Source organism: Serratia sp. CY47444 (genome assembly GCF_052168635.1).
Lineage (GTDB): Bacteria > Pseudomonadota > Gammaproteobacteria > Enterobacterales > Enterobacteriaceae > Serratia > Serratia bockelmannii.
Map to the genome: position 1 here is coordinate 100,272 of NZ_JBJNMH010000013.1, position 23,546 is coordinate 123,817.

At 59.9% G+C, this 23,546-nt stretch carries 16 protein-coding genes; 3 read left to right on the top strand and 13 right to left on the bottom strand.

Going from position 1 to position 23,546, the window contains the following annotated elements:
• Positions 1-21: 21 nt before the first annotated feature.
• The 7 genes from rffG to trxA form a co-directional block, all read right to left on the bottom strand.
• Positions 22-1,089 carry a dTDP-glucose 4,6-dehydratase gene (gene rffG, locus ACJ8IL_RS17070; protein WP_060448402.1) on the bottom strand — a complete coding sequence of 356 codons (1,068 nt, stop codon included), beginning with the start codon at positions 1,087-1,089 and terminating at the stop codon, positions 22-24.
• On the bottom strand, positions 1,086-2,348 hold the full coding sequence (wecC, locus tag ACJ8IL_RS17075) for a UDP-N-acetyl-D-mannosamine dehydrogenase (protein ID WP_442516688.1): 1,263 nt from the start codon (positions 2,346-2,348) through the stop codon (positions 1,086-1,088). Before wecC ends, rffG begins: the two co-directional genes overlap by 4 nt.
• Positions 2,345-3,475 carry a non-hydrolyzing UDP-N-acetylglucosamine 2-epimerase gene (wecB, locus tag ACJ8IL_RS17080; protein WP_043142254.1) on the bottom strand — a complete coding sequence of 377 codons (1,131 nt, stop codon included), beginning with the start codon at positions 3,473-3,475 and terminating at the stop codon, positions 2,345-2,347. Before wecB ends, wecC begins: the two co-directional genes overlap by 4 nt.
• An 86-nt stretch (positions 3,476-3,561) precedes the next feature.
• Positions 3,562-4,614 (bottom strand): ECA polysaccharide chain length modulation protein, encoded by a 1,053-nt coding sequence (gene wzzE / locus ACJ8IL_RS17085; RefSeq protein ID WP_442516696.1) that lies wholly within the window; start codon positions 4,612-4,614, stop codon positions 3,562-3,564.
• A gap of 27 nt (positions 4,615-4,641) precedes the next feature.
• Positions 4,642-5,739, bottom strand: a complete 1,098-nt coding sequence (gene wecA, locus ACJ8IL_RS17090) for a UDP-N-acetylglucosamine--undecaprenyl-phosphate N-acetylglucosaminephosphotransferase (protein ID WP_127146898.1) — start codon at positions 5,737-5,739, stop codon at positions 4,642-4,644.
• A 296-nt stretch (positions 5,740-6,035) separates the two neighbouring features.
• Positions 6,036-7,295 carry a transcription termination factor Rho gene (gene rho, locus ACJ8IL_RS17095; RefSeq protein WP_004934188.1) on the bottom strand — a complete coding sequence of 420 codons (1,260 nt, stop codon included), beginning with the start codon at positions 7,293-7,295 and terminating at the stop codon, positions 6,036-6,038.
• Between the two features lie 400 nt (positions 7,296-7,695).
• Entirely contained in the window at positions 7,696-8,022 is a 327-nt protein-coding gene (gene trxA / locus ACJ8IL_RS17100) for a thioredoxin TrxA (protein ID WP_025304854.1), read from the bottom strand.
• Between the two features lie 131 nt (positions 8,023-8,153).
• Here trxA and rhlB point away from each other — a divergent pair, with 131 nt between their 5' ends.
• Together rhlB and ppx are read left to right on the top strand one after the other, a co-directional pair.
• On the top strand, positions 8,154-9,440 hold the full coding sequence (gene rhlB, locus ACJ8IL_RS17105) for an ATP-dependent RNA helicase RhlB (RefSeq protein ID WP_025304853.1): 1,287 nt from the start codon (positions 8,154-8,156) through the stop codon (positions 9,438-9,440).
• Positions 9,441-9,445: 5 nt separating this feature from the next.
• The gene (ppx, locus tag ACJ8IL_RS17110) at positions 9,446-10,942 is read left to right on the top strand and encodes an exopolyphosphatase (RefSeq protein WP_025304852.1); all 1,497 of its coding nucleotides are present in this window, start codon (positions 9,446-9,448) and stop codon (positions 10,940-10,942) included.
• 32 nt (positions 10,943-10,974) lie between these two features.
• On the opposite strand, the gene rep is transcribed toward ppx, so the two are convergent.
• On the bottom strand, positions 10,975-12,999 hold the full coding sequence (rep, locus tag ACJ8IL_RS17115; RefSeq protein WP_043142264.1) for a DNA helicase Rep: 2,025 nt from the start codon (positions 12,997-12,999) through the stop codon (positions 10,975-10,977).
• 109 nt (positions 13,000-13,108) lie between these two features.
• Between rep and ppiC the strand changes: the two genes are divergently transcribed.
• Complete coding sequence (ppiC, locus tag ACJ8IL_RS17120) at positions 13,109-13,390, top strand: peptidylprolyl isomerase PpiC (protein WP_004934175.1); 282 nt, start codon at positions 13,109-13,111, stop codon at positions 13,388-13,390.
• 26 nt (positions 13,391-13,416) lie between these two features.
• Here the strand turns inward: ppiC and ACJ8IL_RS17125 are convergent, their stop codons facing one another.
• The 5 genes from ACJ8IL_RS17125 to bcsZ all read right to left on the bottom strand — a co-directional run bounded on the left by ACJ8IL_RS17125 (position 13,417) and on the right by bcsZ (position 23,543).
• Complete coding sequence (locus tag ACJ8IL_RS17125) at positions 13,417-14,919, bottom strand: M16 family metallopeptidase (protein WP_025304850.1); 1,503 nt, start codon at positions 14,917-14,919, stop codon at positions 13,417-13,419.
• A gap of 261 nt (positions 14,920-15,180) precedes the next feature.
• Positions 15,181-16,467 (bottom strand): dicarboxylate/amino acid:cation symporter, encoded by a 1,287-nt coding sequence (locus ACJ8IL_RS17130; protein ID WP_016929514.1) that lies wholly within the window; start codon positions 16,465-16,467, stop codon positions 15,181-15,183.
• Between the two features lie 273 nt (positions 16,468-16,740).
• On the bottom strand, positions 16,741-18,747 hold the full coding sequence (gene hmsP, locus ACJ8IL_RS17135) for a biofilm formation regulator HmsP (protein WP_025304849.1): 2,007 nt from the start codon (positions 18,745-18,747) through the stop codon (positions 16,741-16,743).
• A gap of 228 nt (positions 18,748-18,975) precedes the next feature.
• A complete protein-coding gene (gene bcsC / locus ACJ8IL_RS17140; protein ID WP_442516689.1) occupies positions 18,976-22,449 on the bottom strand; it encodes a cellulose synthase complex outer membrane protein BcsC in 3,474 nt (1,157 codons plus the stop codon).
• On the bottom strand, positions 22,431-23,543 hold the full coding sequence (gene bcsZ / locus ACJ8IL_RS17145; protein WP_025304847.1) for a cellulose synthase complex periplasmic endoglucanase BcsZ: 1,113 nt from the start codon (positions 23,541-23,543) through the stop codon (positions 22,431-22,433). The genes bcsC and bcsZ overlap by 19 nt, the downstream gene beginning before the upstream one ends.
• Positions 23,544-23,546 lie beyond the last annotated feature (3 nt).

Here is a 23,546-nt window from a genome sequence, read left to right on the forward strand (position 1 = left end):
AAAGACAGCACTGCGCTACATTCACTCGGACAGCCCCAAACGCTCGCCGGCATAAGAACCGTCTTGCACCCGGCGCCACCATACCTCGTTGTTCAGGTACCAAACCACGGTTTTGCGAATGCCGCTTTCGAACGTTTCCTGCGGCCGCCAGCCCAGCTCACGATCAATTTTGCCGGCGTCGATGGCGTAACGCATGTCGTGGCCCGGACGATCCTTCACGTAAATGATGAGATCGCGGTAGTGCGCCACTCCCTGTGGTTTGTTTGGCGCCAGTTCTTCCAGCAGATCGCAGATGGTCTGTACCACTTCGATATTCTTACGCTCGTTGTGGCCACCAATATTGTAAGTTTCGCCCACCACGCCTTCGGTCACGACCTGATAGAGCGCACGCGCGTGATCCTCGACATACAGCCAGTCGCGCACCTGCGCGCCGTTGCCGTATACCGGCAGCGGTTTACCGGCGACGGCATTCAGGATCACCAACGGAATTAACTTCTCCGGGAAGTGATAAGGACCGTAGTTATTCGAACAGTTAGTCACGAGGGTCGGCAAACCGTAGGTGCGCAGCCAGGCGCGCACCAGATGATCGCTCGACGCCTTGGAGGCGGAATACGGACTGCTCGGCGCATAGGGCGTGGTTTCGGTGAACAGATCGTCGGAGCCATGCAGATCGCCGTACACCTCATCAGTGGAGATATGATGGAAGCGGAAAGCCTGTTTTTTCTCCGCTGCCAACGGCTGCCAATAGTGGCGCGCCGCTTCCAACATCGTGTAAGTGCCGACCACGTTGGTTTCGATAAACGCCGCCGGGCCATCGATGGAACGATCGACGTGGCTTTCCGCCGCCAGGTGCATCACTACATCCGGTTGATACTGGGCGAATACCCGATCCAACCCGGCGCGATCGCAGATGTCGACCTGCTCGAAGGCATAACGATCGCTGTCGGCCACCACCGCCAGCGACTCGAGGTTACCGGCATAGGTCAGCTTATCCACCACCACCACGCTGTCGCCGGTGGCCTCGATGATATGCCTCACGACTGCGGAACCAATAAATCCGGCGCCACCGGTGACTAAGATGCGCTTCAACGCCAAACCCCCTTGGTATCCACAATCCAGCTTTGCTTAATCTCTTCCGGCCGGATGGCCTTGAACTGTTGGTGATCGACCAACATCACGATCACATCGGCCTGCTGCAACGCCTCGGCAATCGGCGTCAACGTCACATGGCCCGCCAGCGACTTCGGCAACTGTTCGACGTTCGGTTCCACCGCCAGCGTTTCGCCGACGTGCCATTCGGCGATCAGGTACGCCACCTCTACCGCCGGGCTTTCACGCAAATCGTCGATATTCGGCTTGAAGGCCAGGCCGAAACAGGCAATTTTCACCTCGGACGCGCGCTTGTCGGTGGCGGCCAGGCAATCGGCCACCGCCGCTTTCACACGGTCGACCACCCACAGCGGTTTGCCGTCGTTCACCAGGCGTGCGGTGTGGATCAGGCGCGCCTGCTGCGGATTCTGCGCCACGATAAACCACGGATCGACGGCAATGCAGTGACCGCCGACGCCCGGCCCCGGCTGCAGAATATTCACCCGTGGATGGCGGTTTGCCAGGCGGATAAGCTCCCAGACGTTGATCCCCTGCTCGGCGCAAATCAGCGACAGTTCGTTGGCAAAGGCGATATTCACGTCGCGGAAGCTGTTTTCCGTCAGCTTGCACATCTCGGCGGTGCGCGAATTGGTGATCACGCATTCGCCCTCGAGGAAAATCTTGTACAGCGCGCTGGCGCGCGCCGAGCACTTCGGCGTCATGCCGCCGATCACGCGGTCGTTTTGAATCAGCTCCACCATCACCTGCCCCGGCAACACGCGCTCCGGGCAGTAGGCGATATTCACGTCCGCCGCTTCACCCGCGTGCTGCGGGAAGCTGAGATCGCTGCGCGCCTGCGCCAGCCATTCTGCCATTTGTTCGGTGGCGCCCACCGGCGAGGTGGACTCCAGGATCACCAGATCGCCTTTTTTCAGCACCGGCGCCAGCGATTTCGCCGCCGCTTCGACATAGGCCAGATCCGGCTCGTGATCGCCTTTGAACGGGGTAGGCACTGCGATCAGGAACGCATCGGCCGCCCGTGGTTTGGTCACCGCCTGCAGGAACCCGCCGTCGACGGCGTCCTTGACCACTTTATCCAGATCCGGCTCAACGATGTGGATCGCGCCGCGGTTAATGGTATCTACCGCATGTTGGTTAACATCTACACCCACCACTTTTTTCTTGCGGGAGGCAAACGCCGCCGCCGTTGGCAAGCCGATATAACCCAGGCCGATAACCGAAATAGTGTCAAAACTCATAGTTTCACCTGATGATTCTTTAAAGCTTCGAGGATACGCTGACAGGCATGCCCGTCACCGTACGGGTTGTGCGCCCGACTCATCGCGTGATATTCGCTTTCGTCCGTCAACAGCCGGGTCACCGCTTCAACAATTTTGGCCACGTCGGTGCCGACCAGACGCACCGTGCCCGCATCTACCGCCTCCGGGCGTTCGGTGGTGTCGCGCATCACCAGCACCGGTTTGCCTAACGATGGCGCCTCTTCCTGAATGCCGCCGGAATCGGTCAGGATCATGTAAGCCTGGGTCATCAAATAGACAAACGGCAGATAATCCTGCGGTTCGATCAGCATGACGTTGTCGATGCCTTTCAAAATGCGATTCACCGGCTCACTGACGTTTGGATTGAGATGCACCGGATACACCACCTGCACTTCCGGGTGATTGCTGGCGATCTCCGCCAGCGCGCTGCAAATCCGCTCAAAGCCGCCGCCAAAGCTTTCGCGGCGATGGCCGGTGACCAAGATCAGTTTCTTGTCGGCGTCGAGGAACGGGTAACGCTGTGCCAGGCCCGCGCGCAGCGCAGCATCACTCATCACGCGGTCGCGCACCCAGAACAGCGCGTCGATTACCGTATTGCCGGTCACGAAAATGCGGTTGTCCGGCAGCAGCTCGCGCAACAGGTTTTGGCGCGAGTTCTCGGTTGGCGCGAAATGGTACATCGCCAGATGGCCGGTCAGTTTGCGGTTGGCCTCTTCCGGCCAGGGAGAATACAGATTGCCGGTGCGCAGCCCGGCCTCGACATGCCCAACGGGGATGCGTTGATAGAACGCCGCCAGGCTGGTCGCCAGCGTGGTAGTGGTATCGCCGTGCACCAGCACCACATCCGGTTTGAAGTCTTCCAGCACCCCTTTCAACCCTTCCAGGATGCGACAGGTGATTTCCGTTAGCCCCTGGCCGGGTTTCATGATGTTCAGATCGTAATCCGGCGTGATCTCAAACAACCGCAATACCTGATCCAACATCTCACGATGCTGTGCCGTTACGCAGACTCTTGCGTCAAAGGCCTCATCCTGGGCCAGTGCATGTACCAGCGGCGCCATTTTAATGGCTTCAGGTCTGGTGCCGAAAACAGTCAACACTTTCACAGCGAATCTCTTTTGGTCGGTTAATCGCAGGCACCGCCTGCGAATGGGGAGCTCACGCGCCCTGCATCAGATTATTATATTATTTTTTAACTACGCGGCCGACGCGCCAAGGCAACACCCGCGCCAACCAAAGCGCCCATCGCGCCCCACAGAATCAGCCAGAATACCCGGCGTGGGCTGTCACGTTTTACCGGCTCTTCCGGCGTGCGCAAATAACGATAGGTCTGGAACTTCTCATCCAACGTCGGGCCAACGTTCAGCGTCGCCAGCATCGCGCGGTTCTGATCGTAATCCAGATCGTAGGTCGGGCCGGAGGCCTGCAGGCCTTCCAGACGTGCCTGCAGCATTGGCCGGCCCAGCAGGAACAGATCCGAATCCGGCAGTTGCTCGGCCGGAGTGTCGGTTTGCGTGCGGCTAATCCCCTGGCTTTCAGCGATTTTCAGCGCCTGCTGCGTGGTATTCAGCTCGCGCTTGTAAACCGACTCTGCCACCGCTTCCTGACGCTTGACCTGCGCCTTCATCGAGGTGGTGCGAGCGGCCCATGCCCCTTGGATCTCTTCGTTCAGGTGCAGAGCAGCACGGTGGCTGGCGAAAGCCACGTATTGACGCAGCAGGCGGTTGGCGTCCGCGGCGGTTTCCGCCGTCAGCTTCACGCCGTCGTTCGGGACTTTTTTGTCGTCACGCGGCGTGAACAGGATGTTGTTGATCAGCTCGTCGAGCAGCACCGCATCGGCGCGGGCATCCCCTTCCTGACGTTGCTTGTAATAATCACTCTGCAGCCAGAAATCGCGACGCGTATCGTAAGCCGCCAGTTGCATGATGAACTCATTGTACGCTTCATCCGCGATGCTCGGCTGATCGCCCGCCGTCGCCGGCAACGTGCGCACATCCAGATTGCGCAGGAACTGTTGCTGGGAGTAGTAACCGCCCAGCGCATTCACCGTGGGTTTGTCGGTGATTGCGGTCGCGCTCCATTCTTGCTTAACCAGATAAGAGACGATCAGCGCGACCGCCGCGAACAGCACCGCAATGCCGATTATCCACGGTTTGCCGCGCCACAGGGTGCAGCACAGGCCGCGGATATCGAGTTCGTTATCCACCGCCGGGGTATGCTTGTCAGACGTTGTTTCTGGATTCATCACAGCCAAAAAGCCTCTGGTCTCTGGTTAAGGTACTTGCTTGTTATCGCCCGAACGCCGCAGCCGGCGCTTGATACGCTTAATGTACCGCGCAACCCGCCAGGCGCGCTTGATGCAGTAACCGTACAGGAAGAATGCAAGCAAGAATAATGCCAACATAACCCACTCAGGGATAAAAGTCAGGCGTTCGCCGATCACGCCCACCGCCGCCAGCAATGCGGCCGCCAGGGTGATCAATACGAAAGCCTGCCGTGGCGTAAAGCCGGCGCGCATGATCAGGTGGTGAATATGTTGACGATCGGGAGAGAAGGGGCTCATCCCCTTGCGTAAACGACGATACATGATTGCTATCATGTCCATCAGCGGAATAGCGATGATCCACAGCGCAGTCACCGGGTTAATCGAGTGTGCCTTGCCCTGCGAGCTTTGCAACAGCAGCCAAATGGCGGTAAAGCCGATCAGGGTACTGCCGGCATCCCCCATGAACACCTTATAACGGCGGCCGAGGATGCCGAGGTTGAGCAAAATATAGGGAACGATGGTGGCGATCATCGCAAAGCACCAGAACGCCATCTCATGGTGACCGCTCAGGTACAGCAACAGACCCAGCGCGCCGAAGGAAACGCATGACAGCCCACCCAGCAGGCCATCAATACCATCGACCATGTTGAAGGCGTTGATCGCCGCCCATACCGCGAACAGCGTCACCAAATAGCCGAACGGCCCCAGCAACATCTCCCAGTCGCCCAGCACATGGCCGAAGCTGCGCAGATACAGACCGGCGAACACCATCATGGCGATGCCGACCAACGCCTGCACCAGGGCGCGGATCTTAACGCTGATGTCAAAACGATCGTCGAGCGCGCCCACAAACACCAGAATGCCGGCGCAGGTGAGGTAAAGCTTGGCGTGCGCGATAGGCAGTTCGGAGATCCAAAATGCGAAGCACAATCCGGCATAAACGGAAATACCGCCGACCAGAGGAATCAGCCCCTGATGGCGTTTGCGATAATTGGGTTTATCTACCAGACCAATACGTTTTGCCGCCTTGCGGGCAACAAAGAGAAAAGCCAAAGAAAACAGGAAAACAAATAGAATTTCAGTACTCATAGTGAGTAAGTTCACAGTTAACAGATCTCTGTAGAAGATAAGGCAGCTTACCACGGGCAATAGCTTGTGCCATCGGCCCCCGCCACCTTTCGGTCATTTCCTATGACAACGGTGATTCATGCCTATTTTCTTCGCATCGGCTGACAAAACGACAGCAGCAAAGCCGACCGACGCAACGCCGACCGACAAACAAGATGAATTCTCAATAAGTCGAGGAAACAACTTATTTTTCCATTACTGCTACTTATCGTATCCGCCAAAAGCGAAAAACGCCACGACTAGGCGTGGCGTTCAGCGAATTTTTTAACGAATTATGAGCGTTTCATCATATCGAAGAATTCATCGTTGGTTTTAGTCATCGCCAACTTATTAATGAGGAACTCCATCGCGTCAATCTCACCCATCGGGTGAATGATTTTGCGCAGGATCCACATTTTTTGCAGCTCTTCGGAGGTGGTGAGCAGCTCTTCTTTACGGGTACCGGAGCGGTTGTAATCGATCGCCGGGAATACGCGTTTCTCGGCGATTTTACGCGCCAAGTGCAATTCCATGTTGCCGGTACCTTTAAATTCTTCGTAGATCACTTCGTCCATCTTCGAACCGGTATCAACCAGCGCGGTCGCGATGATGGTCAGGCTGCCGCCCTCTTCCACGTTACGTGCCGCACCGAAGAAACGCTTCGGACGATGCAGGGCGTTGGCGTCCACACCACCGGTCAGCACCTTACCGGAAGCCGGTACCACGGTGTTGTAGGCACGCGCCAGACGGGTGATAGAGTCAAGCAGAATGATCACGTCTTTCTTGTGCTCAACCAGGCGTTTGGCCTTCTCGATTACCATTTCGGCCACTTGCACGTGGCGCGAAGCCGGTTCGTCGAAGGTCGATGCGATCACTTCACCTTTCACCAGGCGCTGCATCTCGGTCACTTCTTCCGGACGTTCGTCGATCAGCAGCACCATCAGCACGCAGTCTGGGTGATTGTAAGCGATACTCTGCGCAATGTTCTGCAGCAGCATGGTTTTACCGGCTTTCGGCGGTGCCACGATCAGGCCACGCTGGCCGCGGCCAATCGGGGCCGCCAGGTCCAGTACGCGCGCCGTCAGGTCTTCGGTCGAGCCGTTGCCGCGCTCCATCCGCAGACGGGAATTGGCGTGCAGCGGCGTCAAGTTCTCGAACAGGATCTTGCTGCGGGCGTTTTCCGGCTTGTCGTAGTTGACTTCGTTGACTTTCAACAGGGCAAAATAGCGCTCGCCTTCTTTTGGCGGACGAATCTTACCGGAAATGGTGTCACCTGTGCGGAGGTTGAAGCGGCGGATTTGGCTAGGGGATACATAGATGTCGTCGGGACCGGCGAGGTAGGAACTGTCTCCAGAGCGGAGGAAACCGAATCCATCCTGCAATATCTCGAGCACGCCGTCGCCGAAGATATCTTCTCCGCTTTTCGCATGTTGCTTCAGAATGGAGAAGATAATGTCCTGCTTGCGCATGCGGGCAAGGTTTTCCAGCCCCATATTTTCGCCGAGAGTAATCAGCTCAGAAACCGGCGTATTCTTTAATTCGGTAAGATTCATAGTGGTGGGTTCTTAAACTCGGGGTATGTCTCGAACTTGTATCGTGAATGGTATGGCAGCGAGATGCGTGCCTGTTTACTGGACGTTCGATCACCGGGCGCAGAGCCGTCGCGGTAAGAAATGGCTTACATCGGGCGCACGCATTGACGGTTGAAGATCGAAGGTACCTTAAAAATGATTTTTGCAAAACCGTTTGATTGCCAAAACACGGGCTGAGTTCAGTTTACTTTCAACGCCAGTGGTTCGACACAGAGTATAGCTTTAGATTCAAACTCTTTAGATTTAAAACTTCGGGCAAGTTCTATATGCAGTGTGGTTAAACTTAACACGCTTCTTGGCAGGCGTCTAGCGGTGAATTGAACATCACCGCCAGGCACCTGATACTGGGCTTCCCGCCCGATTACAGATTCGCGTTCAGGAAATCTTTGAGCTGACCTTTAGACAACGCGCCAACCTTGGTCGCGGCCACTTCACCGTTCTTGAACAGCAACAGCGTAGGGATGCCACGGATACCGTACTTAGGCGCGGTAGCCGGGTTCTGATCGATATTCAGCTTGGTGATGGTCAGTTTGCCTTCGAACTCTTCGGCAATCTCATCCAGAATCGGAGCAATCATCTTGCACGGCCCACACCATTCAGCCCAGAAATCGACCAGGATCGGCCCTTCCGCATTCAGCACATCGGCTTCGAAGCTGCTGTCAGTCAGGTGAATAATTTTATCGCTCATGTTCTACTCCACAGGATTATGTCTACCTTGTTGGTGTAGCATTAACCAACTCAAGGTGATTTTATTGCACCGCGTTTATTTCAACGGATGTGCTTTCGTAAAGCAATAGTTAGCTGATATTCTACCACACTATGAGCAAAACACACTTGACCGAACAGAAGTTTTCCGACTTCGCCCTGCACCCGTTAGTCCTTGAAGCCCTTGAGAAAAAAGGGTTTCACAATTGCACGCCTATCCAGGCGTTAGCATTGCCGCTCACGCTCTCCGGGCGTGACGTTGCAGGTCAGGCGCAAACCGGTACCGGAAAGACGCTGGCGTTTTTGGCGTCTACTTTTCACTATTTGCTGACTCACCCGGCGAAACAGGATCGCCAGACCAATCAGCCGCGCGCCTTGATCATGGCGCCTACGCGTGAACTGGCGGTGCAAATCCACTCCGATGCTGAAGCGCTCTCCCAGAGCACCGGCCTCAAACTGGGCCTGGCCTACGGCGGCGACGGCTACGACAAACAGCTGAAAGTGCTGGAAAGCGGCGTGGACATTCTGATTGGCACCACCGGCCGTTTAATCGATTACACCAAGCAGAACTATGTCGATCTCGGCGCGATGCAGGTTGTCGTGCTGGATGAAGCCGATCGCATGTACGATCTTGGCTTTATCAAAGACATCCGTTGGCTGTTCCGCCGTATGCCTACGGCCGATCAACGCCTGAACATGCTGTTCTCCGCTACCCTGTCCTATCGCGTACGCGAACTGGCCTTCGAGCAGATGAACAACGCCGAATATGTTGAAGTGGAACCGGAACAGAAAACCGGCCACCGCATTAAAGAAGAGCTGTTCTACCCGTCCAACGAAGAAAAAATGCGTCTGCTGCAGACGCTGATCGAAGAAGAGTGGCCGGATCGCGCCATCATCTTCGCCAACACCAAGCACCGCTGCGAAGACATCTGGGGCCATCTGGCCGCCGACGGTCACCGCGTCGGCCTGCTGACCGGTGACGTGGCGCAAAAAAAACGCCTGCGCATCCTCGATGATTTCACCAAGGGCAACCTGGATATCCTGGTCGCCACCGACGTCGCCGCGCGCGGTCTGCACATTCCCGCCGTCACGCACGTCTTCAACTACGATCTGCCTGACGACTGCGAAGACTACGTGCACCGCATCGGCCGTACCGGCCGAGCAGGCGCCAGCGGCCACTCCATCAGCCTGGCGTGTGAAGAGTACGCGCTCAACCTGCCGGCGATCGAGACCTATATCGACCACAGCATTCCGGTGAGCAAGTACAACAGCGATGCGCTGCTGACCGATCTGCCGGCGCCGAAGCGCCTGTCGCGTCCGCGCGGCGGCAACGGCCCACGTCGCAACTCCGCGCCTCGTCGCGGCGGCGCGCCGCGCAGCAACCGTAAACGCCCGAGCTGATCGCCATGCTCAGCTCCAGCACGCTTTATGCTGCCATCGATCTCGGCTCCAACAGCTTCCACATGTTGGTGGTGCGCGAGGTAGCCGGCAGCATTCAGACTCTGGCGCGGATCAAGCGCAAGGTGCGCCTGGCGGCCGGGCTGGATCAGCACAATCACCTGTCGCATGAGGCCATGCAGCGCGGCTGGCAGTGTCTGCGGCTGTTCTCTGAACGCCTGCAGGACATTCCGCGCGAGCAGATCCGCGTCGTCGCCACCGCCACGCTGCGCCTGGCGTCCAACGCCGATGAATTCCTGCAGGTCGCCGAGCAAATCCTCGGCTGCCCGGTGCAGGTGATCAGCGGCGAAGAAGAGGCACGGCTGATTTATCACGGCGTCGCGCACACCACCGGCGGGCCGGATCAGCGGCTGGTCGTCGACATCGGCGGCGGCAGCACCGAACTGGTCACCGGCACCGGCGCACAGGCATCGCAGCTGTATAGCCTGTCGATGGGCTGCGTTACCTGGCTGGAGCGCTACTTCAGCGACCGCAACCTCGGGCAAGAAAACTTCGAGCGCGCCGAACAGGCCGCGCGCGAAATGGTGCGGCCGATCGCACCGCAGCTGCGCCAGCAAGGTTGGCAGATCTGCGTCGGCGCTTCCGGCACCGTGCAAGCGCTGCAGGAGATCATGGTGGCGCAAGGCATGGATGAACGCATCACCCTGCCCAAGCTGCGCCAGTTGAAACAGCGTGCCATTCAGTGCGGCAAGCTGGAAGAGCTGGAGATCGAAGGGTTGACGCTGGAGCGCGCGCTGGTCTTCCCGAGCGGCCTGTCCATTCTGCTGGCCATTTTCCAGGAGCTCGGCATCGAGAGCATGATGCTGGCCGGCGGAGCGCTGCGTGAAGGCCTGGTTTACGGCATGCTGCATCTGCCGGTGGAGCAGGATATTCGCATCCGCACCATCCGCAACCTGCAGCGCCGTTACCTGATCGATACCGAGCAGGCCGAACGCGTGAGCCAGCTCGCCGCCAATTTCTCGCAGCAGGTCGCCAACGAGTGGCAGCTGGACACCCGATGTCGCGAGCTATTGCACAGCGCCAGCCTGATCCACGAACTCGGCCTCAGCGTCGATTTCAAGCAGGCGCCGCAACACGCCGCCTACCTGATCCGCCACCTGGACTTACCCGGCTTTACCCCGGCGCAGAAAAAACTGCTGGCCACCCTGCTGCAAAACCAGAGCAACCCTCTCGACCTGTCGCTGTTGAACCAGCAAAACGCCCTGCCGCCGCGCACCGCGCAGCGTCTGTGCCGCATTTTGCGCCTGGCGATCATCTTCGCCAGCCGCCGCCGCGACGACACGCTGCCGGCGGTGCGTTTACGCGCCAATCAGGACGATGAACTGACGGTGATTTTGCCGCCGGGGTGGCTGGAACAGCATCCGCTGCGCGCCGAGGCGCTGGAGCAGGAAAGCCACTGGCAGAGCTACGTCCACTGGACGCTGCGGTTGGAAGAACAACGTTGAAATGACCAGGGCGCGATGAGCGCCCTGTCTTTTTAATTCCCGCCTTTGGCCTTGGCCAGCTGGGCGCGGATATTGGCCAGATGGCTCTGCCCTTTCTGCATCCGCTCCTGCGGGCTCACCACTTTGCGCTCGGTTTCCCACGCCAAATCGTCCTGCGGCAACTCCAGCAGGAAGCGGCTCGGCTCCGGCCGCACCAGCTCACCGTACTGACGGCGCTCGCGGCACAGGGTGAAGATCAGCTCTTTTTGCGCGCGGGTGATCCCCACATAGGCCAGACGCCGCTCTTCGTCGACATTGTCTTCGTCAATGCTGCTCTGGTGCGGCAGCAGGCCCTCTTCCATGCCCACCAGGAACACGTAAGGGAACTCCAGCCCCTTGGAGGCGTGCAGCGTCATCAGCTGTACCTGATCCAGTTCTTCTTCGCTTTCGCCGCGCTCCATCATGTCGCGCAGGGTGAAGCGCGTCACCACCTGGGTCAGCGTCATCGGCTCGTCCAAATCGTTGCCTTCCAGCATCTCCGTCATCCAACCGAACAGCGTGTTGACGTTCTTCATCCGCATTTCGGCGGCCTTCGGGCTGGTCGAGGTTTCAAACAGCCAGCTTTCATAATCCACGCCGCGGATCAGATCGCGCACCGCCGCCACCGGCTCACGTTCCGCCTGTTGAGCGATGCCGCCCAGCCAATGGGTGAAGCGCTGCAACGATTCCAGCCCGCGCCCGGTCAAGTGCTGGCTCAGCCCCAGATCGAAACTGGCGTGGAATAAACTCTTGTTGCGCTGGTTGGCCCATTCGCCGAGCTTCTGCAGCGTCGCCGGGCCGATCTCGCGCTTGGGGGTATTGACGATGCGCAGGAAGGCGCTGTCGTCCTCCGGGTTGGTCAGCACGCGCAGGTAGGCCAGCAGATCCTTGATCTCGGGGCGCGAGAAGAACGAGGTGCCGCCGGAAATCTTGTACGGAATGCGGTTCTGCATCAGCATCTTTTCAAACACCCGCGACTGGTGGTTGCCGCGGTACAGGATCGCATAGTCGCCGTAGTTGGTCTTTTTCACGAAGTGGTGGGCGATCAGCTCCCCCACCACCCGCTCGGCTTCGTGCTCCTCGTTGTTGGCAGTCACCACTTTCAGCTCTTCACCATACCCCAGCTCGGAAAACAGCCGTTTTTCAAACACGTGCGGGTTATTGGCGATCAGGATATTGGCCGCCTTCAGAATGCGCTCGCTGGAACGGTAGTTTTGCTCCAGTTTGATCACCTGCAGCGCCGGGAAATCCTCCTTCAGCAGCACCAGGTTCTGCGGCCGCGCGCCGCGCCAGGAGTAGATCGACTGGTCATCGTCACCCACCACGGTAAAGCGCGCGCGGTTGCCCACTAACAGCTTCACCAGCTCGTACTGGCTGGTGTTGGTATCCTGGTATTCATCCACCAGCAGGTAGCGGATGCGCTGCTGCCAGCGTTCGCGCACCTCTTCGTTGCGTTGCAACAGCAGCGTAGGCAACAGGATCAGGTCGTCGAAGTCCAGCACGTTGCACGCCCGCATATGGGCGTGGTACAGGCCGTAGCAGTGGGCGAACAGCTTGTCGCGCTCCGAGCGCGCCAGCTCCGCCGCCCGCTGGGGATCGATCAGGTCGTTTTTCCAGTTGGAGATGGTCGAAATCAGCTGCGCCACCAGCGTTTTATCGCTTTCCAGCCACTTTTCGGTCAGCTCTTTCAACAGCGCCAGCTGATCCTGGTCGTCGAACAGCGAGAAGTTGGATTTCATCCCCAACGCCACGTATTCCCGCTTGATGATCTCCAGCCCCAGGGTATGGAAGGTGGAAATCATCAGCCCGCGCGCCTCTTTGCGCCCCAGGGTTTGCGACACGCGCTCTTTCATCTCGCGCGCGGCCTTGTTGGTAAAGGTCACGGCGGCGATGTGCCGCGCCTGGTAGCCGCAGTGGTGGATCAGGTGGGCTATCTTGTTGGTGATAACGCGCGTCTTGCCGGAACCGGCACCGGCCAACACCAGGCAGGGCCCGGTAACGAATTCGACGGCTTGTTGTTGGCTGGGGTTTAATCGCATGGTGCTGGCTTGCTCGGCTGTAAAACGTGGAAGGGAATTGTAGCAGAAAGCGCCGACGAGATTTAGCGGGTATAATCAGCGCAATTTTCGCATCGACAAAGGCAATACCATGGCAAAAACGGCGTGCGCCCTGCACATTCTGGTAGACAATGAAAAGCTGGCCAACGAGCTGCTGGCCAAGCTGAAGCGCGGCGTCAGCTTCGACACGCTGGCGCGCAAATACTCGAGCTGCCCGTCAAAACGCAACGGCGGCTCGCTGGGCGAGTTCAACAAAGGCGCGATGGTGCCGGCGTTCGATAAAGCGGTGTTCAGCATCCCGCTGCTCAAACCTTACGGCCCGGTCAAAACCCAGTTCGGTTACCACATCATCAAGGTGCTGTACCGCAACTGAGGGGGCCTGAGCCCCCCTGCGGCGAATTACTGCGCGCTGGCGTCCGTCGCCGGCGCTGCCACCGCGGCGTCGGCCGGCTTGGCTTCTTCCGTCACCACCGCCGGCGCCGGCATCATGATGCCGTCATAGGTTTCCTGCAGCTGCTTCATGCTCATTTCCGGCTCGCCCTTCGGCTGCATCAGCACTAGCGTCGCCTCCTGAGAAAGCTGCAGCTTCAGCGCCTGATTCAGCGTCTCCAGCGTCAGGCTGGACAGGAACTCCTGGCGCAGCTTCTGATACAGCTCCGGCGCGATATCCACCACCCCGCTCTGTTGCGAGCGCAGACGCTGGCTCATCAGCACATCGGTGTCGGTACGGGCGTAGGTCGCGAACAGCTTGCTCAGCTGATCGTTTTTCTGCGCCAGCAGCGCATCGAATTCTTCTTTCGACAGGCCGTTGTCACGCACGTTGGCCAGCTCGCGGGCAATAAAGCCCAGGCTGCCGTTCAGATTGTTGTTCGGCGTATCCAGATGAATGGCGCACTGCCCTCGTTGATACTGCACGCGGCAGTCAAAGCCCAGATGCAGGCTCTTCTGTTCGCTTTTTTCCAGCGTCTGCTGGAGATGCCAGAACAGCGCCTCGCGGGCGAGATCGCCACGCCAGTAACGAAGCAGGCTCTGCGAATCGCGAATCGGGTGCCACGGCGAATCCCACATGATCGACAGCGTATCCTGTTTCACCTGCTCGCTGATCAGACTCACCGGCTGCTGCGGCAGGGGTGTCAGCGTCGGCATCGGGGCCGGGGTTTCACGTTTGCCTTGCAGCGGCGAGAACGCCTTGTTGATCTGCTCGCCCAGACTGCGGCTGTCAACCTTGCCGACCACGAACAGCGTCATGGCATCCGGGGTATACCACTGTTGGTAGAATTTCTTCAGCTGCTCGAGGTTGACCGGCCGTTTTGCCGGCTGCGCCGGATCGTGCGCCAGCAGCGTCGAGCCTTTCAGGCGGTAACGCCACCAGACGTCTTGGGTATTAGGCGGGAAAGTGCCGACCGGATTGATGCTGGAATTCATCACCGCATGCACCGTATGCTCGTCGATCGCCAATTTGCCGGTGGTATCCGCCAGCCAGGCCAGCGCTTCTTTCAGCAGGTCGGGCCGGTTGTTCGGCAGGCTGAGGTTATACATGGTGAAATCATACGAGATGATAGCCGGCGGCAGCGGCCGCTCGTTGTCCACGCTCTGCTGCCACAGGGCGCGCAGCTGCGGGGCCGTGAAGCTTTCGCTACGCGCCAACGCCAGCCGCGGCAGCAGATGAGCAAAGCCGGTCTGCTGCGAAGACTCCACCAAAGAGCCGGTATTGACGATCAACCGCAGTTCAACGCGGTCACTCGGCCGCTGCGGCGTATCGAGAATCTGCCATGAAAACCCGTTGGCCAACGCCCCCTGCTGCCAGGCAGGGTCGGGTTGTAGTGCTTCAGCCTGCACGCTGCTACTGGCTGCAGCCAATAGCAACCCACCAACTATAAGATGAATTCTGGTGCCCTGCATGTGAACCCCTACTTAATGACTATCCAATTTCTTATGCAAATGCGTGTATTCCATTCAATGGAATCATAAAAATACGCCCTGAGTTTCACGGTGGGGCGGAAAGCAGAAAGTGTACCACCGTGTTAGACCGCGCGCCTTTGCGGATGTCACTCATTAGAGTGAAAAATAATGGATTGCGGGGTTTTTAATGCAAAAAATCGTTACGAGGCAGGGGGAAGAACCTCACCGGCCGCGGATGCGGCCGGTGATTTACCGCCGATATCAGGCGGAAGGCAGCGTTTTGTCCGCGCCGGTGTTTTTGTTGTTCAGCGTGTCTTTCAGCTGTTTTTCATCCAGCTGGTTACACCATTTTGCCACCACCACGGTCGCCACCCCGTTGCCCACCAAGTTGGTCAACGCACGGGCTTCCGACATGAAGCGGTCGATGCCGAGGATCAGCGCCAGGCCGGCCAGCGGCAGGTGGCCGACGGCGGAGATGGTGGCGGCCAACACGATAAAGCCGCTGCCGGTGACACCCGCCGCCCCTTTGGAGGAGAGCAGCAGCACCACCAGCAGGGTAATCTGATGCATGATGTCCATGTGGGTATTGGTCGCCTGCGCGATAAACACCGCGGCCATGGTCAGGTAGATAGAGGTGCCGTCCAGGTTGAAGGAGTACCCGGTCGGAATAACCAGACCCACCACTGATTTCTTGCAGCCCAGCTTCTCCATTTTATCCAGCATGCGCGGCAGCGCGGATTCGGACGACGAGGTCCCCAGCACGATCAGCAGCTCTTCTTTGATGTAGTTGACGAATTTGAAGATGCTGAAGCCGTTGGCGCGGGCGATGCTGCCCAACACCACCACCACGAACAGGATGCAGGTGATATAGAAGCACACGATCAGTTGGCCGAGTTGCACCAGGGTGCCGACACCGTATTTACCGATGGTAAACGCCATAGCGCCGAAGGCCCCCAGCGGCGCCAGGCGCATGATCATATTGATGATGCCGAAAATCACCCGCGAGAAGCTGTCGATCACGTTGTAGATCAGCTGCCCTTTGTCGCCCAGACGATGCAGGGCGAAGCCGAACAGTACCGCGAACAGCAGCACCTGAAGAATGTTGCCACTGGCGAACGCGCCGATCACGCTGCCGGGGATGATGTCCAGCAGGAACGGAATGATGCCCTGCTGCTGTGCCTGCTCGGCGTAGACCGCCACCGCCTTGGCGTCCAGCGTGCCGGGATCGACGTTCATGCCGGCGCCCGGTTGCACCAGGTTGACGATCACCAGACCGATAATCAGCGCGATGGTGCTGACGATTTCAAAATACAGCAGCGCGATGGCGCCGGTGCGCCCCACCGCCTTCATGCTTTCCATGCCGGCGATGCCGGTCACCACGGTGCAGAAGATCACCGGTGCGATGATCATCTTGATCAGTTTGACGAAGCCATCGCCCAGAGGTTTCATCTCGGCGCCGAGGTCAGGGTAGAAATGGCCAAGCAGGATACCCAGCGTGATCGCCGTCAGTACCTGAAAATAGAGGCTCTTAAAGATCGTTGTTTTCATATGAACATCCTATGGGGGGAAGACACGCACCAGGCAGCAGTCTAAAAATCCAGCCTGTTCATTGCTTGCGCGGAAAATAACACCCACTTAACAACATGGAAATAATTTGTTGCACCCGCCCCTGCGGGTTGATGTGAATTTAAGAGCTGAAACGCGTCAGTCGAGGTGCAAAGCTGAAAATTGCGTAAGCCTTTGTTTGCACTAACGCAAAAGAGGTAGATGAAGAATGGCGATTTTCGGACGGGGAAAAGTACCTGAAAGGTCACGCGGCGCTCACGGCGCCGCGCGGCAAAACTCGGCTTCGAACGCTTCGCGCGGCAGCGGCCGGGCGAACAGGAATCCTTGCCCGCTGCGAATGCCGTGCTGCAGCAGCCAGTCGCGCTGCCCGGCGTTTTCCACGCCTTCGGCCATCACCGGTAACGCCAGCACTTCGGAGATCGAACTGACGATACGCGCCATCGCATCGTCGGCCGGCAGCCCCTGAATGAAGCTGCGGTCGATTTTGATCAAATCTATCGGCAGGGATTTCAACCGGTTCAGGTACTCCAGGCTGGAGTAGCCCATGCCGAAGTCATCTAGCGCGATAGACAATCCCAGATCGTGCAGCTCACGCAGCAGCGCCAGCGCGTGGTCGAGATCGTCGATGCGTACCGTCTCGGTGATCTCCAGCAGCAGCTTGCGCGGATCGATCCGATACTGCGCCAGCAGGTTTTTCAGATGCGGAACAAACGCCTCATGTTGCATCTGAATCCCGGAAACGTTGACCGCCAGCGGCAGCGCAATGCCGCGTTGCTGCCAGTCTGCCAGGATGCGGCAGGACTCTTCCAACACCCAGTTGCCGAGAGGCACGATCACACCCAGCTCTTCCGCCAGCGGGATAACGTCGGCCGGCAGGGTATAGCTGCCGTCATACTGCTGCCAACGCAGCAGCGCTTCGGCGCCGATCACCTCGTTGGACTGCATGTCGATCTGCGGCTGCAGGAACAGCGTGAAATGCCGCTGCTCGATGCCGTGCAAGATCTCGCTCTCCTGGGTCAACCGCTTCTGCGTGCGTTCCGTCAGGCTGGGCTCGAAGAACAGGATCTGATTTTTTCCTTCGCGGTGCGCGGACATCATCGCCGAGGTGGCGCTGCGCAGCAGCTGTTCCGCACTCTCCCCCTGATTGAGGTAGTGCGCGATGCCGATACTGGCGTTGGGCCGCAGCGCCAAACCTTCCAGCGTCAACGGCGCGTTGATCTCCGCCATGATACGCCGCGCCAGCTGCATGGCGTGGAACGGCCGCTCGATGCCCTTGGCCAGAATGGCGAATTCGGTATTGCTCAGCTGTGCCAGCACGCCGTTTTCGTCGATGCAGCCGCGCAGCTTCTTCGCCAACGCCAGCAGCAACGCTTCACGCATCGCCGGGCTCATCACGCCAGACGCTTCATGCAGCGTCTCGATGCCGATCACCAACAGGTTAAAACGCTCGGGGCGCAGGCTGGAGGCGATATGCTGTTCCAGCAACGCGTTCAGCAACGCCGGATTTGGCAATTCGGTCACCGGGTGGCGGGTGCTCAGGCGGCTCATGTCGGCATGCGCCTTGGCCAACGTCTGTTGATTGCGGTTGTAGTTGCGCACCAGCAGGCCGAGCTCGTCGTCCTGGTGCAGCGCCGGCAGCATCAGTTGGTGATAGGGCGCTTCGTCCTGCGAGATGTTCTCCAGCTCTTTGGCCATCGCGCGCAGCGGGTGCACCATCAACCGGTTCATGCACCAGGTGATGGCCACCGACAGGATCAGCGCCAGCAGCAGGTAGGTCGACAGCATGGTCGACAAAATGCTGAGGATAAACTGGTACATGCGGAACGAATCGGCCTGCAGCACCAGATAGGCCAGCGGCTGCTGGTTGGCCGGCACCCGTTCCAGCGAATAGAGCGGCACGGAAATTTGGATAGGCAGTTCAAACAGCCGGGCGATCAGCGTCGGCACCGGCCGCTCCGGCGGGAAATTGGCGTGCAGCGCCTGAAACTCGTTCGGCAAGACGATATCCGCCCGGCTGAGAATGCCGACCGGCAACAGGGTGTTCAGCACCCTTTTGGCTTCCGGCACGTCCATCCGCAGCACCGCTTCCGCCAGCGGCTGGCGCACGGAGTGAGCGATATTCTCCAGTTGCTGGGCGTAGTCATCCCTGCGCTGCTGCACAAAGTGGAATAACTGGATCACGATAAAGATGCAGATCGTGACCAGCGCCACGCCGGACACTGTCGCCATCTGCTTAATCGTTAACGAACGCCTGACCCGCAAACCTGCTCTCCGTGAAATCGGGCTAAAACAAAAAGGGGGCTGACTCTCACCCGCCCCCTCGAACCGGGCTGAGTATACTCGATCATCGGCTGTTTTTATCTGGCTATGCCGCAGGCAAAACCAAGAAAATCGCGGGTTTCAGTCTTTTCCTAAAGCGAACAAACACGACCCGGACACAGGGTAACAAAACTCCCCGGCGTCCGACACTCCGAATCTTTCCTCTTCCGACTACTTAAAGTCGGCGTAAGGCGTCAGCGGCTGCGGCGGCAAATCGAGATCCCCCTGCCAGCCGGCCAGGGAATAGCGCAGATAAATCAACGCGTGGCTCGGCGTATAGTCCTTCGCCTGTTGAATGTCGATGCCGGCGCCGAGCGTCCAGTGCGAACTGAGACGGCGTTCGACGATTGCCCGCAGGGTATAACCGACGCCGCTTGAGGAGCTGCCGTCCTCGATGGCGAACTTATCGGGCAACGAATCCGGGATCAGCCCCTGCAGTGGATAACGGCGCTGGCTGTCGGTTTTGGAATGGGACAGCGAAACCGAACCGCCCAGCTCCCACGACCAGTTCTCGGTGCGCTGACGGTAGTTGACCGGCAGCGACAGAGACAGATATTGCTGCGGGCTGTAATAGCCGCCCTGCCCCAGCGAATAACCACTCAAATCCTTCTGGTAATGCCACAGCATGGTATTGAGCCCGACGCTCAGGCGGCGATTGTCTTCGTTGATCAGCTTGTAGTAGTAACCGGCCATCAACCGCTGCCGCTGGTTGTCCGCCACATTCTTGCCGGTAATCTGGTGCGCGCTGAGATCTGCCCACACGCCGTTCGCTTCGCCGCGATCGTAGCTGGCGCTCAGGCTGACGCCGGTGGCGCGCACGCCGCCCCAGGTGGTACCGGTGTTCGGATCTTTGGCACCGCCGAACGCCAGCAGCGAGCTGGAGATCGGCCGCCGCGAGGCCGCCAGCGTCCAACCGATGTGGTTCCAGTCGCCGCTGTAGGCCAGGCCGCCGGTCCAGTCGACCACCTCAAAGCCCATCGGCGTCGTGCCGATATCGGCGGCCCAGCGATCGTTTTTCCAGCCGGCCGCCACGCTGGTGCCGGTGGTTTTCTGGTGTTCATCGCCGCGGCACCCTTGCGTGTTGCAGGTGCCGAAGGTTTCGTAGTATTTGCCGCTGCCGTCGGTCGAGAAGCGGCCGGCATCCAGCTGCACGGTGTCAGTGCGCAAGAAGGCGCGCCCGTCATACAGCGACATGTCCACCTGCAGCATGGTGTCGTGCGCGTTGAAATCGGAAATGCCGCCGGTGCCGCTCGAGCGCCAGTAATCGTGATCGAGCGTGACGTTCACGTCTTGCTGTCGATACAGATCCGCGGCGTCGGAGCGAATGCCGCGTTTCAGCCAGTCGTCGCCCGCGTTATTGCGCGTCAAATAGGTGTAGCTGTCATTATCCTGCGGCAGCGTCGGCGTGATGCCGCCGGCCACCATCGCCTGCCGGAAATCCTGCTGCGCCCGCTCAGGCTGTTGCTGAGCCCGCTCCAGACGGGCGGCGTCACGGTAGATCAGCGCCTTGGTCTGCCCGACGGGTTCTGAAGCCGCCGCCGTTTTCAGCCGGCCGAAGAGCGCGTCGGCCTGCTGCGCATCGCCGACCACACTCCAGGCGTTGGCAACCCGCCGTTGGCTGTTGAGCGAAGCGTCTTGCGGCTGCGGTTCGGTTTTCAGCCGCTGGCGCGCCGCGTCAAGATCTCCCTGCGCCACATAGGCTTCGATCTCGCCCAGCTGCGCATCCGGATTGTTCGGTTCACGGCGTTTCACCCGCTGATAGTCGTCCAGCGCCGCCGCATACTCCCCGCGCGCCAGCGCCCAGTCGGCGAGCAGCAAATCGATGCGCGTGTCCGCCGGCTGCCGGCGCAGATAGGCTTCCGCCGCCGGTTCGTCACCGGCCGCCCGCAGCCCTTCGGCATGCGCGATCGTCGCCTGCATTTTCAGCCGCTGCGCCAGTTCGCGCATGTTGTCGTTCCACTGCGCCGCCGGCAGCGTATTGAGCTGCGCCAGCGCCTGCCTGTCGCGATCGCTGCCGGAAAGATAGAGCGCATAGGCGTAGGTCAGCTGCGGATTGGCGTGCTGGCGCTGCGCCAGCTGCCGGAACAGAGCGTCCGCCTGCTGCGGCTGCCCAGCCTGACGCAGCGCCTGCGCGTAGCGATAGGTCAGCCAGACATCGTCGGGATCCATCGCCTGGGCGCGGCGATAAATTTCCACCGCCTGTTGCCACTGTTGCTGCTGCGCCAGCGTCTCCGCCTGCTGTTTCAACATGTCGAGCCGCAGCCCGTCGAAGGTGCTGCGCAGCTTGGCCTGTTGGCTGCGCGGCAGGCCGCTGAGGTAGGCCAACGCTTTTTCCGGCGACTGCCGTTGATAGATATTCACCAGGCCGCGCAGCGCGCTGCCGTTGCCGGGATCGCGTCGCAGCGCCTGCTGATAAAACCCTTCCGCCGCGGCGTCATCCTTGCTCGCCACCGCCACATCGCCCAGGCCGATAAACGCATCGCCGTCGCTGTCGTCGAGCTGGCGCGCCTGCTGATATTTCTGCCGGGCCAGCGCGAGATTGCCTGCCTTGAGCGCTTTGTCGCCCTCGTCGATCGCCAGCCAGTAGCCGGTGCTCTTGATCAGGCTTTGCCATTTGCCGCTGCCGTAGCCATTCTTGTCGGCGGCCAGCGCCTGGCGAAACAGCTTCAGCGCCTGCGGGCGGTTACCGGCGCGCGAATAGGCCTGGCCGAGCGCGCCCAGCACCTCGGCGTCGTTCGGCGCTGCCGTCAGCGCCTTTTGCAACGCCGGAATGGCCGCCCGGCTGCCGCCTTTATCCACCTGCGCCAGGCCGCGCACCCGCGCCTGATAAGCCGGATCGGCCAACAGTTTCTGTTGTCTGGCCAGCTCTTCACGGGCGCGGGTCGCCTGATCGCCGGTATCGAACACGCCGAGGAAGCGGTTGAGCGCCGCCACGCTTTGCGCGTTGACCGGCATCGCTTTGACCTTGTCCAGCCACAGATCGGCGGCATCGCCGCGCCCGGCCGGATCGGCGGCGATCTTCTGCAGCAGTTCATAGGCCTGCGCGTCCTGATTCTGACTGAACAGCATGCGCGCCAGCGACATGCGCAGCGCCACGTTGCCGGAATATTGCTGGTCCAGCGCCTGCAACTGCTTTAACGCCTTCGCCTCCTGCCCCGGCAAACGCGCCACCAGCCGCCAATACTCCACCGCCAGATCGAGCGTCGGCGGCTCGCCGTGGAACAGCGCATCGTACTGCGCCTTGGCCTCCGGCAGCCGGCCAGCGGTCGCCATCAGGCGGGCCTGCTGCAGCTTTTGCCGGGTTTCCGGCTGGGTCAGCAGCATGTTCATTTGCGCCTGGCGATAGGCGCTGGACTGCGGCGCGAGAGTTTTCAGCTTGTCCAACTGCTGTTGCGCCAGCGCCATGTTGCCCTGCCGCAGCGCCAAACGCATACGCGCGGCGATCACGTCCGGGTTATTCGGATCCATCAGCTCGAGCCGGTACAGCGACTGGCGCACCAGATCGTCCTTGTTGCCGGCCTCGCCAATGCGCACCTGCTCCAGCAGCCACTGCTCCGGGGCCACGGCCTCCGCGGCGCGCGCCTGCGGCAGCATCGCCAGGCTCAGCGGAATCAAATTCAGCCAGTTTATTTTGAAGTTGTGCATTGGCCGTCCCACGAGGGTTGCAATTCACCCTGACGATTAAAGCGATAACGTTGTTGATCCCACCCCTGACCGAACAGCGTCAGCGAGGCGCTGAAATAAGCGTCGTCACCCGGCGGATGTTCGCTGATGCGTTGCCGCTGTGTCGCCAGCGCCTCGGCCTGCGTCGCCAACATCGGCAGCATTGAGGCGGAAAAGCCGACCGGACCGTCACCGGTGGTTTTGCCGCTGGCGGTATCGGTTTTCTCCGGCGGCACACCCTGTTTGGCGGTGAGCTGCGCCATCGGCTGGAAGCGTGCGAGCAGCGCCGCCTTATGCTCATCGTCGTCCGCCAGCATGCCGGCCCACAGATAGACCCGAATCGCGTCGTAGCTGCCGACGTTCGGCTTGACGGTATCCGGCTGCCAGCCGGTGCCGACTCGCCACACCACCCAGTCCGGTGAGAAGCCGTGCGGCGCGCTGTCCAGCCACAGCCGCTGATTGACCTGGCGCATCGCGCGCCACGGGCCGTTCAGCGCCGCAAAACGCGCCAGCAGCTGCGGCGGCAGGTAGCTGGGGTTCAGCCGCCAGCGATCTTCCGCCACAAACCCGACTTTGCCCGGCAGCAACATCAGGCCCAGGCCGGGGATGTCGGCCACTTCCTCGCGGCCGATGCGTTGCAGCAGCAGCGTTCCCAGGGTTTGGTAACGCCGGCTTTTCCACAGGCGGCCGGCTTCGAGCAGGTTATAAGCGATCCACAGATCGGCATCTGACGCCGAGTTGGCGTCCAGCACCTTCCACTGCTTGTCGTCGCTCTCGCCCCACAGCCAGGCGGGCAAACGGGCGCTGAGATCGCCCGCCGCCAGGTTGTTCTCCGTCCAGGCCAACAGCCGATCGAAGGTCGGCCGGTCGTTGGCCACCAGAGCGAAGAACAGGCCGTAACTCTGTCCCTCGGAGGTGGTGATCTTGTTCGGACTGCTCGGATCGATCACCCGCCCCTGCGGGCTGATGTAGAATTGCTTGTACTGTTGCCAGCCCGGCCACTCGCAGGCCGCCGCCGCGCTGAACGCGCACAGCAGCAGCATGCCGAGCGACAGGCGTTGCAGCATCGCGCTCACCGC